At 42.5% G+C, this 12,772-nt stretch carries 10 protein-coding genes and 2 tRNA genes; all 12 read left to right on the forward strand.

Features of this window, described 5'->3' with window-relative positions; all coding sequences use genetic code 11:
* The first annotated feature begins 29 nt into the window (after positions 1-29).
* A complete protein-coding gene (gene mfd / locus ACRRMM_RS18740; RefSeq protein ID WP_108611676.1) occupies positions 30-3,563 on the forward strand; it encodes a transcription-repair coupling factor in 3,534 nt (1,177 codons plus the stop codon).
* Positions 3,564-3,702: 139 nt separating this feature from the next.
* Positions 3,703-4,239, forward strand: coding sequence for a stage V sporulation protein T (gene spoVT / locus ACRRMM_RS18745; RefSeq protein WP_007496196.1), 537 nt, complete (start codon positions 3,703-3,705; stop codon positions 4,237-4,239).
* A gap of 204 nt (positions 4,240-4,443) precedes the next feature.
* Positions 4,444-6,048, forward strand: coding sequence for a putative polysaccharide biosynthesis protein (locus ACRRMM_RS18750; RefSeq protein WP_099496227.1), 1,605 nt, complete (start codon positions 4,444-4,446; stop codon positions 6,046-6,048).
* On the forward strand, positions 6,038-7,522 hold the full coding sequence (gene mazG / locus ACRRMM_RS18755) for a nucleoside triphosphate pyrophosphohydrolase (protein ID WP_366964852.1): 1,485 nt from the start codon (positions 6,038-6,040) through the stop codon (positions 7,520-7,522). The genes ACRRMM_RS18750 and mazG overlap by 11 nt, the downstream gene beginning before the upstream one ends.
* A complete protein-coding gene (locus ACRRMM_RS18760) occupies positions 7,519-7,779 on the forward strand; it encodes an RNA-binding S4 domain-containing protein (protein WP_008341839.1) in 261 nt (86 codons plus the stop codon). Before mazG ends, ACRRMM_RS18760 begins: the two co-directional genes overlap by 4 nt.
* A 74-nt stretch (positions 7,780-7,853) precedes the next feature.
* Positions 7,854-8,162, forward strand: a complete 309-nt coding sequence (gene yabP / locus ACRRMM_RS18765; RefSeq protein ID WP_007496190.1) for a sporulation protein YabP — start codon at positions 7,854-7,856, stop codon at positions 8,160-8,162.
* Positions 8,159-8,797 carry a spore cortex biosynthesis protein YabQ gene (gene yabQ / locus ACRRMM_RS18770; protein WP_249670784.1) on the forward strand — a complete coding sequence of 213 codons (639 nt, stop codon included), beginning with the start codon at positions 8,159-8,161 and terminating at the stop codon, positions 8,795-8,797. Before yabP ends, yabQ begins: the two co-directional genes overlap by 4 nt.
* 18 nt (positions 8,798-8,815) lie before the next feature.
* Positions 8,816-9,190 carry an FtsB family cell division protein gene (locus tag ACRRMM_RS18775; RefSeq protein WP_007496186.1) on the forward strand — a complete coding sequence of 125 codons (375 nt, stop codon included), beginning with the start codon at positions 8,816-8,818 and terminating at the stop codon, positions 9,188-9,190.
* Between the two features lie 82 nt (positions 9,191-9,272).
* Positions 9,273-9,671 (forward strand): S1 domain-containing RNA-binding protein, encoded by a 399-nt coding sequence (locus ACRRMM_RS18780; RefSeq protein ID WP_003217901.1) that lies wholly within the window; start codon positions 9,273-9,275, stop codon positions 9,669-9,671.
* 178 nt (positions 9,672-9,849) lie between these two features.
* Positions 9,850-9,923, forward strand: a tRNA-Met gene (locus ACRRMM_RS18785).
* A 25-nt stretch (positions 9,924-9,948) separates the two neighbouring features.
* Positions 9,949-10,020 (forward strand) — tRNA-Glu (locus ACRRMM_RS18790).
* A gap of 203 nt (positions 10,021-10,223) precedes the next feature.
* On the forward strand, positions 10,224-12,707 hold the full coding sequence (spoIIE, locus tag ACRRMM_RS18795; RefSeq protein WP_017366440.1) for a stage II sporulation protein E: 2,484 nt from the start codon (positions 10,224-10,226) through the stop codon (positions 12,705-12,707).
* The last annotated feature ends 65 nt before the right edge of the window (positions 12,708-12,772 follow it).

Below are 12,772 nucleotides of genomic sequence, written 5' to 3' on the forward strand. Positions count from 1 at the left end.
GTTTTAAACAAGCAGGGAGGAGGAGCCAAATGAAAAATATACAATCATTTATCAAACAAAGTGATGATTTTCAGTCCATTTTTAATGGGCTAAAGGAAGGTTTAAAAGAACAACTGCTCGCCGGACTATCAGGCTCCGTCAGATCTTTATTTACAGCCGCCATATCAGACGAATTAAAGCGGCCGATGTTTATTGTGACACACAACTTATATCAAGCGCAGAAGGTCACAGATGATCTAGCAAGTGTGATGCCAGATCGCTCGGTTCTTCTTTATCCTGTCAATGAACTCATTGCATCTGAAATTGCTGTGGCAAGCCCGGAGCTTAGAGCGCAGCGTCTTGATGTATTGAATCGTCTCGCGAATGGAGAAAATCCGATTGTCGTGACCCCAGCAGCTGCAGTGCGTAGAATGCTTCCTCCTGTTGAGCTCTGGAAGGAGAGTCAGATCCATTTAAAGGTTGGTGAAGAAATTGATTTGGAGGCGTTTTCAAAACAACTCGTGCAAATCGGTTATGACCGGACGTCCATGGTCGCTGCGCCCGGAGACTTTAGTGTGCGCGGAGGCATCATTGACATTTATGCGTTAACGGAAGACCACCCGATCCGTATTGAGCTGTTTGATACAGAAGTGGATTCTATTCGGTCCTTCCACTCTGACACGCAGCGTTCATTGGAAACACTTCAAGAAATCAAGATTGGCCCGGCGAAAGAGCTGATTGTAAGAGGGCCTGAACGAGTGAGAGCGATTGAACAGCTTGACGAAGGTCTTGCCAGCAGCTTAAAGAAATTCAACTCGGATAAACAAAAAGAACTGCTCCATCAGAATATTTCTGCTGATCGTGAGAAGCTGCTAGAAGGTATTGTGACACAAGAAATGACGAAGTATCTGTCCTATTTCTATGAAAAGCCTGCTAGTTTGCTAGATTATACATCGCAGGATACGATTATCATTCTAGATGAAATCAGCAGAATTCAGGAGATGGAAGAACAGCTTGAACAGGAAGAAGCAGATTGGACAATTAGTCTGCTGGAAGAAGGGAATATCCTGCATGATCTAGCCCTTTCCTTCCCATTTCAAGAGCTATTCAATCAGCAATCGAGATTGATTCTGTACTATTCCTTATTTTTAAGACATGTTCAGCAGACCAATCCGCAAAATATCGTCAATGTATCTAGTAAGCAAATGCAGAATTTCCATGGGCAGATGAATGTGCTTGCAAGTGAAATTGAACGCTACAAAAAGCAGAATTATACGGTTGTCTTTTTAGGTGCGGATGAAGAGCGGACAGAGAAGCTGTCATCTGTCTTGCATGATTATGACATTGAAGCAGCTCTTGCTAAACCTGATGCTGAGCTTGTCAGTGGGCAAGTATATATTTTACAAGGTGAGCTGCAAACCGGTTTTGAACTGCCTTTATCCAAAATTGCTGTCATTACAGAGGGTGAACTTTTCAAGAAACGTGTGAAGAAGCAGGCACGTAAGCAAAAGCTGACGAACGCAGAGCGAATCAAAAGCTATTCAGAGCTGCAAGTGGGCGATTATGTGGTGCACATTAACCACGGGATCGGTAAGTATTTAGGAATTGAAACGCTTGAAATTGGCGGCATTCATAAAGATTATTTAAATATTCATTATCAAGGAAGCGATAAGCTTTATGTCCCTGTTGAACAAATTGATCAGGTGCAGAAGTATGTTGGGTCAGAAGGAAAAGAACCAAAGCTATACAAACTAGGCGGTAGCGACTGGAAGCGCGTGAAGAAAAAAGTAGAATCATCTGTGCAGGACATTGCAGATGATCTAATTAAGCTGTACGCAGAACGTGAAGCAAGCAAAGGGTATGCCTTCTCGCCTGACCATGAGATGCAGCGCCAGTTTGAATCTGCATTCCCTTACCAAGAAACAGACGATCAAATTCGCTCGATTCATGAAATCAAGCAAGACATGGAGCGGGAGCGCCCGATGGATCGTCTGCTTTGTGGAGATGTGGGCTATGGAAAAACAGAGGTGGCGATTCGAGCGGCCTTCAAAGCCATTGCTGACGGGAAACAGGTGGCACTGCTTGTACCAACAACGATCTTAGCGCAGCAGCATTTTGACACGATTATGGACAGATTCCAAGACTATCCTGTTAAAATTGCTCAGCTTAGCCGCTTCCGTACACGAAAAGAAACAACAGAAACATTAAAAGGGCTGAAAAACGGAACGATTGATATGGTCATCGGGACGCATCGTCTTCTTTCAAAAGACATTGTGTACAAGGATTTAGGACTGTTAATTATCGATGAAGAGCAGCGCTTCGGTGTGACGCATAAAGAGAAAATTAAACAAATGAAAGCCAATATTGATGTGCTGACGTTAACGGCAACGCCAATTCCTCGTACGCTTCATATGTCGATGCTTGGCGTACGTGACTTATCTGTTATTGAAACGCCACCTGAGAACCGTTTCCCAGTTCAAACCTATGTTGTCGAGTACAATGGTGCGTTAGTTAGAGAAGCCATTGAGCGAGAACTGGCAAGAGGCGGTCAAGTGTACTTCCTTTATAACCGAGTGGAGGATATTGAACGAAAAGCAGATGAAATCTCGATGCTTGTTCCAGACGCAAAAGTAAGCTACGCACATGGGAAAATGAGTGAGAACGAGCTGGAATCCGTGATGATTAATTTCCTAGAAGGTGAATCGGATGTACTCGTCAGTACAACCATTATCGAAACGGGCGTAGACATTCCAAATGTGAACACGCTCATTGTTCACGATGCTGATAAAATGGGGCTTTCGCAACTGTACCAGTTAAGAGGACGAGTTGGGCGCTCGAATCGTGTGGCCTATGCTTATTTCACTTATCGAAAAGATAAAGTGCTTTCTGAAGTAGCTGAGAAAAGACTTCAAGCTATTAAAGAATTCACTGAGCTCGGATCAGGCTTTAAGATTGCGATGCGTGACTTAACGATTCGAGGAGCAGGAAATTTACTTGGTGCACAGCAACATGGATTTATTGATTCTGTTGGATTCGACCTTTACTCTCAAATGCTGAAAGAAGCCATTGAAGAAAGAAGAGGCGATACGACTGCTCAAGAAAAATTTGAGCCGGAAATTGATCTCCAAATTGATGCCTACATTCCAGATAGCTATATTTCTGATGGCAAACAAAAGATCGAGATGTATAAACAGTTTAGAGCGATTGGATCTATAGAAGAGCGGAAAGAGCTTCAAGATGAAATGATTGACCGATTCGGAGAATATCCGCAAGAAGTGGCTGATTTGTTCACGATTGCGACGATGAAGGTGTACGCTGTGCAGGAACGTGTCGAGTTGATCAAGATGGAGAAAGGCATTGTCAGACTCACTCTCGATGAAAAAGCTAGCAGCGACATCGATGGTCAAAAATTATTTGAGCTTGGCAGTCAATATGGCCGTGATATCGGTCTTGGCATGGAAGGTAGCAAGCTGATTATTTCTGTCCAAACAAAAGGCAAGAAAACGGAGGAGTGGCTTGAAGTCGTTCTTCGTATGCTTCGAGGTCTTCAAGATGTGAAAAAAGAAACCATTCCATCTTCATAAAATTTTGTTGGTCTCTCGTGTATATTACGTTTGATGTGACGGATACTAATCTCAGGGTCAAGTGGTGAATGTTGCATAAAGTGGACGCTTTTGTTCCATTCACCCAACACATCATCAAACGAAAGAGAGGCAGCAGTGAATGAAAGCAACTGGAATTGTACGCCGCATCGATGATCTAGGTAGAGTGGTTATACCGAAGGAGATTCGCAGAACATTGCGCATCCGAGAAGGAGATCCACTTGAGATTTTTGTCGACCGCGATGGAGAAGTCATTTTGAAGAAGTATTCACCGATTAGTGAGCTAGGAGACTTTGCGAAGGAATATGCTGATGCTTTATTCGACAGTTTGGGTCATTCTATCCTCATCTGTGATCGTGATACGTATATTGCTGTATCCGGCAGTTCAAAAAAAGAGTACTTAAACAAATCCATTAGTGATTTACTTGAACGAACAATGGATCAGCGTAATTCTGTATTAGAGGACAGCAAGAAAGAAATTCAGCTTGTGGATGGTATTGATGATGATGTATCAGCTTATACCATTGCACCTATTGTTGCAAACGGAGATCCAATTGGCGCCGTCGTCTTATTTTCTAAAGAGCGTTCAATGGGAGAAGTGGAGCATAAAGCGGCAGAAACGGCAGCTGGCTTCTTAGCCCGTCAAATGGAACATTAGGTCTAATAAATCTATATCATTTTGATAAAACGAAAGAATGCCGATGAAATCATCTGATTTTGTCGGCGTTTTTTATATGGAATGAAACAAAATAATGAATGTATCGTCTACTCCTTAGAAAGAAAGGGCTCGCCAGTCACGTATGATATAATGAGTGCGTTTGAATGCAGGTATATTTTTTGATTGAACATAAAGGAGTCATCCATGAAAAATGCTGTGAATCAGCCGCATTGGCTTTTCCAAGGTGCGGTGATTTTAACCATCGCAGGCTTGTTATCAAAGGTACTGAGTGCCGTATATCGTGTCCCTTTTCAAAATATCGTAGGAGACACAGGTTTTTATATTTATCAGCAGGTCTATCCCTTTCTTGGCATTGCGATCATGCTCGGCACCACTGGTTTCCCTGTGATGGTGTCCAAGCTCCTGAGCGAGCATGGTGAGGAGAATCGCCGAATCATTACAAAGGTATCCTTGGTGTATATCACTTTGCTGAGCTTGGTCTTATTTCTTTGTTTATATATAGGAGCAGGCACAATTGCGAATCTCATGGCAGACAGTCAATTAATGCTGCTCATCCAGATGAGTTCGTTTGTGTTTCTATTTCTGCCGCTTACCGTGATGCTGAGGGGTGTTTTTCAGAGTGATGGGCTGATGCTCCCCACCGCGGTCTCTCAATTGGCTGAGCAGCTCATCAGAGTAGGCGTCCTGCTTGTTTTATCTTTCTATTTTGTGAGACATGGCTATTCGCTTTATGAAACAGGAGCGGGTGCGGTGTTCTCTTCTATAGCTGGAAGTGCGGCTTCACTCATATTGCTTCTTTTCCTTTGGCTGAACTATCGGAAGCGGTCGTCAGCGAGCAAGACATTAAAACAGGCTACACTGCGGAAAAAAGATGTGCTGAAGAGTTTGGTGCTGTATACATTGACGATTTGTGTGAGTGGATTGCTGATCCTATGGATGCAAATGATCGATGCTTTTCACTTGTATGCGCTACTGCGCAGTGAGGGACTGAGTGAAGCAGCTGCAAAGGCGGCGAAAGGCGTATATGACCGAGGTCAGCCGTTCCTGCAGCTCGGGACGGTGTTTGCAATTAGTATCGGGACGTCTCTTGTTCCGTTTTTGTCGTCGGCCTTAAGAAAAGGGCAGCATGGAGCAATTCGTGAAAAAGTACGTACATCGTTTAAGGCAACATCGGTGCTGGGGATTGGTTCAGCTGTCGGTCTTATATGTATTTTATCGTCTGTGAACATTATGCTTTTTCGTAATGACTTAGGGACAGATGCGCTGCAAATATTTTGCATATCCATTGCCTTTACATCAATGGCGATTACGCAAACCGCTTTACTTCAGGGTCTGGGACATACCGTGTATCCGGCTGTCGTAGTCCTGATTAGTGTACTGGTGAAATGGGGTCTGACGCTGGCTCTTGTCCCGTTATTCGGCATTTATGGAGCCGCATGGTCGACTGTTTGTGGGTTTCTCGCCGCCGCTGCGCTCAATGCGGTGTATTTGAAGCATAAAGGGTGGATTTCAATAAGAGAGCTATTCCCAGTGAAAATTCTTTTATCAGCAGCATTCATGGCTGTCGTTTTAATTGGATATCAGGCATTGTTTTCTTGGGTCATTCCCTTTGAGAAACGTCCGTTTTCTGTTTTAGAGAGCCTGACTTCAGTTTTTATTGGTGGTTTCGCCTTTTTATATAGTATTCTTAAGCTAGACGTATTTACGGAAGAGGAATGGAGACTCATTCCATTAGGAGAAAAGATTTTATATTTTAAACAGATGAGAGGGAATCGAAATGGCAGGTAAGATTACAGTCGTTGGTCTTGGGGCAGGCGACATGGATCAGCTGACGCTCGGTGTATATAAGCAGCTGAAGCAGGCGAAAGAAGTATACATGAGAACGCAGGATCATCCACTCACCGCAGAATTGATGCAGGAGGTCCCGTCTCTGACCTTTTTTGATGAGATTTATGAAAAGCATGATCAGTTTGATGCAGTGTATGAGGAAATCACAGACATTCTCTTCCGAGAGGCTGAGGAGAAAGATATTGTGTATGCAGTACCAGGTCACCCGTTTGTGGCGGAAAAGACAGTGCAGCTTCTTGTTTCACAACAGAAGAAGCGCGGGGTTGAGGTGTACGTGGCTGGTGGACAAAGCTTTTTGGATGCGACGTTTAATTCCTTACAGATTGACCCAATCGAAGGGCTTCAATTCGTTGACGCAGGGGATATGAGAGCGGATGATCTGAAGTTGACCCAGCATGTGCTGATCTGTCAGGTATATGATCAGATGACAGCCTCGAATGTGAAGCTGACCCTCATGGAAAAGCTACCTGACGATTATGAAGTCTTTATCGTAACGGCAGCTGGAAGCAGTCAGGAGCAGATTACAGGTGTTCCTTTATTTGAACTTGATCGAGATGTGTCGATAAATAACTTAACGAGTGTTTATGTACCTCCCATTCAAGATGAAAAGCTGCTCTATCAGCAATTTGACACTTTCCGCGAAGTCATTCGTACATTAAGAGGTCCTGGCGGCTGTCCTTGGGATCAAAAACAAACGAATGAGTCGCTCAAACCATATTTAATTGAAGAATGTTATGAGCTGCTGGAAGCCATAGATGAAGACGATCCAGATCATATGGTTGAAGAACTCGGAGATGTACTGCTGCAAGTTTTACTCCATGCCCAAATTGGTGAAGATGATGGTTATTTCTCAATGGATGACGTCATCCAGCATGTCACAGAAAAAATGATTCGACGACATCCGCATGTGTTTGGTGATACGGATGTGTCTGAAGCATCAGATGTCGTCGCCAACTGGGAAAAAATCAAGCAGCAGGAAAAACCGGAGCGTGCAGCTTCTATTTTGCAATCCATTCCAACGACTCTTCCAGCTTTAACAAAAGCCTATAAGCTCCAAAAGAAAGCAGCAAAAGTGGGCTTCGACTGGACAGAAGTAGAGGATATTTGGAACAAATACGAAGAAGAAAAGCAGGAATTCCTTGTGGAAGTGGCAGATAAGACGGATGAAGGTGCAACAAAGCAGATGAAGGATGAATTTGGGGATCTTTTGTTTGTTCTCGTCAACATTGGTAGATTTTATCATCTAGAGCCTGAAACCGCCCTCTCTTCTGCAAACACAAAATTCATGCGGCGCTTTCAGCATATTGAACAAAAAGCAAAGGACATAGGGCGTTCACTAGAGGACTTGACCCTAGAAGAAATGGACGATCTGTGGAACGATGCCAAACGCATAGAAAGAGGTGAACTTACATGAGACTAGATAAATTCTTAAAAGTGTCTCGTTTAATAAAAAGAAGAACATTGGCAAAAGAAGTAGCTGATCAAGGGAGAATTTCCATTAATGGCACGCAGGCGAAAGCCAGCTCTGACGTGAAAGAAGGGGACGAGCTTCAAATTCGCTTTGGCCAAAAGCTTGTGACTGTTCAAGTCAACGAGTTAAAAGACACAACGAAAAAAGAAGAAGCTGCTGGCATGTATACCGTGCTAAAAGAAGAGAAAACAGCAGAATAGGGCTTGTTCTAAATGTCCCGCCTGTCACATACAATGCAGTAACAATGCAAGTATGAGATATGGGGGATGTATAAATGAATCAATATTATAATCAACCTCAAGGCACGAAGTTGTCATCAGAAGCCGAGCATCATGTCACAATGCGCAACAGAAAGCATTTAGATATTACCGGGGTCAAACAGGTCGAGAGCTTTGATAATGAAGAATTTCTGCTTGAGACTGTCATGGGAGTCCTCGCCATTCGCGGAGAAAATCTGCAAATGAAAAACTTAGATGTAGAAAAGGGCGTTGTGTCCATTAAAGGGCGTGTCTTTGACTTAATCTATGTAGATGAGCAGCACGGGGAGAAAGCTAAAGGATTTTTTAGCAAGCTGTTTAAATGACACTGACGGTCCAGTTTTATACGATGCTTTCGATGGCGGCGATGGGCATCTGGCTGGGCGCATCGCTGGATACGTACAAGCTGTTTGTGAACCGGGAAAAAACAGCAAAATGGCTGCTGGTCATTCACGACCTCCTTTTTTGGGTGGTGCAGGGTCTGTTGTTCTTTTATGTCCTGCTGCTAACCAATGAGGGAGAATTCAGACTTTATATTTTTCTAGCTGTTGCTCTAGGTTTCTCGATGTACCAGGCATTGATGAAACAGCTGTATTTGAACATCCTCAAGTTTGTGATGAGGTGTATTTATCAGACTGTTCTCTTCCTGAAAAGGCTGATCATGTCGATGGTTTTCCAGCCCATTCGCTGGATCGTCGGTTTGATCATAAGTGCTCTTCTGTTCTTGTTCCACTCGCTCTTACGCCTTGTTCGTTTTGCGTTTCGACTCGTGTGGAAGGTGCTGTATATTGTTTGTTATCCGCTTATTTGGTTACTCAATGTGACCATTATTCATCGAATTCCCGAAAAATGGCGAACATCAATGAGGTTGTTTTTCTCAAAAGGAGCAGGAATTTTACAAGGGATCAAGAAATTATCTCGTACCATGAAAACGAAATGGAAACAATTCTGGACAAAGTAAGAGAGGAGGCCTTCATCCTTGAACGAGAGAAAAAGAAATATCGCACAAATTCAAAATGATTATCAAAAACAAATGGAACAGCAAGCGCAGCGCCTAAAACGCAAACGCCGGGGACTCCTTAGAAGGCTTACCGTGTTTGGAGTCATTGTGCTCATGTTTGCTGTTTTGGTAACAAGTGCCCTATGGTCGCAATCGTCTGCATTGAAAGAAAAAGAAGAGAAGAAGGTTGCGCTTGAAAAAGAATTGAAGCAATTACAAACAAAGCAGGAAGATATTTCTGATGAAATCAAAAAGCTGAAAAGCAAAGAATACGTACTCGAACTGGCACGACGGGACTATTATATGTCTAAAAAAGGCGAAAAAATCTTTGATGTGGGCAATAAGAGCGATTAGCCTTGTTGACACTTAAAATTCAGTTTATGTATAATTGAACAAATGAGATTTTTTTATAAGTCTAAGGAGGAGCACTTTTTTTATGTCGATTGAAGTTGGCAGCAAGTTACAAGGGAAAGTTACGGGCATTACAAATTTTGGAGCTTTTGTGGAGTTGCCAGGCGGTTCAACTGGTCTCGTTCATATCAGTGAGGTAGCCGATAACTATGTAAAAGATATTAATGAGCATTTAAAAGTCGGTGAACAAGTTGAAGTGAAAGTGATTAACGTTGAAAAAGACGGTAAAATCGGCTTGTCCATTAAAAAAGCAAAAGATCGTCCTCAACAACAACAATCAAGACCGAGCAGAAATGATTTCCGTCCGAAGGAATCGTTTGAGCAAAAAATGAACAAATTCTTAAAAGATAGCGAAGATCGCTTAACATCTTTAAAACGTAACACGGAATCAAAACGTGGGGGGCGCGGAGCAAGAAGAGGTTAACTTGTTGCTGCTTTCTATATATTTTTCACAACAAAGCATCTGCTGTTTAGCGGGTGCTTTTTTTAATACAAATTCAACGTTTTTTGTGCATTTGCCATTTAATTTAAAACTTTCTATTGACGGACAAGCGAATCCTTTGTATTATAGTTCTTGTGCTTCTTAGCGCATTTTACATTATGGCGGTGTAGCTCAGCTGGCTAGAGCGTACGGTTCATACCCGTGAGGTCGGGGGTTCGATCCCCTCCGCCGCTATCCTTTTAAAAAGAACAATAAGCAAGGCCCGTTGGTCAAGCGGTTAAGACACCGCCCTTTCACGGCGGTAACACGGGTTCGAATCCCGTACGGGTCATCTTCAAAACAGCTTTCTATAGGAAAGCTGTTTTTTTGTGCTTTCGTAAAATTCTGATGAAAGACATCGACTTTCAAGAAAGTATGCCTTTTTGGCAAATAAAGCGTCGAACGTTTTATGGAAACGACAACTTCTTTTGACAAAATTTCTTTTTCACCTTCGCTATAATGACAAGCAACGAATATCAGGTGGGGGATGAAAAGATGGAAAAACTAGAAAGAAGAACTGATTTAACGGGAGCCGGGTTTGAAAGAATCAGTGCAGGGTTAAAAAAGATGAAAAACCTGTTTCTTCATCATACGCATTCTCTTTTTTTCTATAAAGGGTTTATTTATGTTGTTCTGGGCTTTTTATTGGGACGAGCCTTTATCTTATCTGAAATTATGCCGTTTGCATTGCCTTTCTTTGGGTCCATGCTGCTCATTAAAAGGGATAAAGCGATGCTTGCTTGTCTTGCTTTACTCGCTGGAGCGATGACGATATCACCTCAAAATGCATTATTCGTGTTTGCGTCATTGATCGTGTTCCTCCTCATGTCAAAGGTCGTTTCATTTATCATCAAAGACCCAGTGAAAACATTACCGGTTGTGATTGTGCTCTCAATGCTGATGACCAGGGGAGCTTTTGTATACCTCGAGCAGGGTGCGGTTCAAAGCTATGACTATGTGATGGCAGGGGTTGAAGCTGGACTTGCCTTCATTTTGACACTGATTTTTCTTCAAAGTTTGCCGATTTTTACAGTCAGGAAAATCAAACACTCCTTAAAGGTTGAAGAAATTATTTGCTTTATGATATTAATCGCTTCAGTTTTAACAGGTCTGGCTGGGATCACATTTCAAGGAATGCAGGCAGAGCATATTTTGTCACGATATGTAGTGCTGAGCTTTGCCTTTATTGGAGGAGCGAGTATTGGTTGTACAGTGGGTGTTGTAACTGGATTAATTCTTGGTCTCGCCAACATCGGCAACCTTTATCAGATGAGTCTGCTTGCCTTTTCGGGCTTATTAGGCGGATTACTAAAAGAGGGGAAAAAAGCAGGAGCCGCCATAGGCTTGATTGTGGGTTCTTTACTAATCTCCCTCTACGGTGAAGGGTCAGCAGGGCTAATGACAACGCTATATGAATCACTCATCGCAGTTGCACTGTTTTTGCTCACGCCACAGTCAGTAACGTCCAAGGTGGCAAAATATATTCCTGGTACGGTAGAGCATGTACAGGAACAGCAGCAATATGCCAGAAAAGTACGAGACGTGACAGCAAAAAAGGTAGATCAATTCTCTAATGTATTTCATGCGCTGTCTGAGAGTTTTGCGACATTTTACGAATCCATTCCTGAGGAGAAGAAGCAGGAAGAGGATGTAGATCTTTTTTTAAGTACGATCACAGAACGTTCCTGTCAAACGTGCTATAAGAAAAATAAATGCTGGGTGCAGAACTTTGATACAACCTATGAACTCATGAAACAAGTTATGCATGAATCTGATGAAAAAACGTACGAGCATAACCGGAAGTTGAAAAAGAAATTCAGTCAGCACTGCTCAAAATCAAAGCATGTAGAAGAATTGATTGAAGAGGAGATAGCTTACTATAAAGCAAATCAGACCTTAAAGAAAAAGGTCCAAGACAGCAGGCGCCTTGTGGCCGAACAACTTATGGGTGTCTCACAAGTCATGGAGGATTTTTCCCGGGAAATAAAACGAGAAAGAGAGCAGCATTTTATTCAGGAAGAGCAGTTGATAGAAGCACTTCAGAACTTTGGAATTGAAATTCAGCAAGTTGAAATTTATAGCTTAGAACAGGGAAATGTTGATATAGAGATGAGAATTCCCTATTGCCAAGGTCATGGGGAATGCGAAAAAATCATCGCTCCAATGCTCTCGGATATTTTAGAAGAACAAGTTTTAGTCAAAGCAGAGCAGTGTGCGGAGCATCCAACAGGTTATTGTCATGTTGTATTCGGTTCTGCAAAATCGTATCGAGTGTCTACAGGTGTAGCACATGCAGCGAAAGGTGGAGGATTAGTATCTGGAGACAGCTACAGCATGATGGAGCTGGGTGCAGGTAAATATGCCGCAGCTATTAGTGATGGGATGGGAAATGGAGCAAGAGCCCATTTTGAAAGCAATGAAACGATCAAGCTGTTAGAAAAAATCTTGGCATCTGGTATTGATGAAAAAGTAGCGATTAAAACGATTAATAGCATTTTATCTCTACGGACAACGGATGAAGTCTACTCTACATTAGACTTATCCATTATTGATTTACAGGATGCGAGCTGTAAATTCCTCAAGATTGGCTCCACCCCAAGTTTTATTAAACGTGGTGATCAAGTGATGAAGGTACAGGCCAGCAACTTGCCTATTGGCATTATTGATGAATTTGAAGTAGAAGTGGTGAGTGAACAGATGAAGGCAGGAGATCTCCTTATCATGATGAGCGACGGTATCTTTGAAGGACCAAAGCATATCGAAAATCATGATTTGTGGGTCAAACGAAAAATGAAGAGCTTTAAAACAGAAGATCCGCAAGAGATTGCTGATTTATTAATGGAGGAGGTCATTCGCACAAGAGCAGGTCAAATCGATGACGATATGACGGTTGTCGTCATTAGGCTCGACCACAATACACCAAAATGGGCATCCATTCCGACCGGTACATTCTATCTTCAGAAACAAGAGATTTCTTGAAATATCGTATAATATGAATTTCTTCTGGCGATGATGGGGATATAAGCATTCAGTTACAATCCCAG

The sequence above is a fragment of the Bacillus sp. XT-4 genome (assembly GCF_050864245.1).
In the GTDB taxonomy this organism is placed as follows: Bacteria; Bacillota; Bacilli; order Bacillales; family Bacillaceae; genus Bacillus; species Bacillus altitudinis.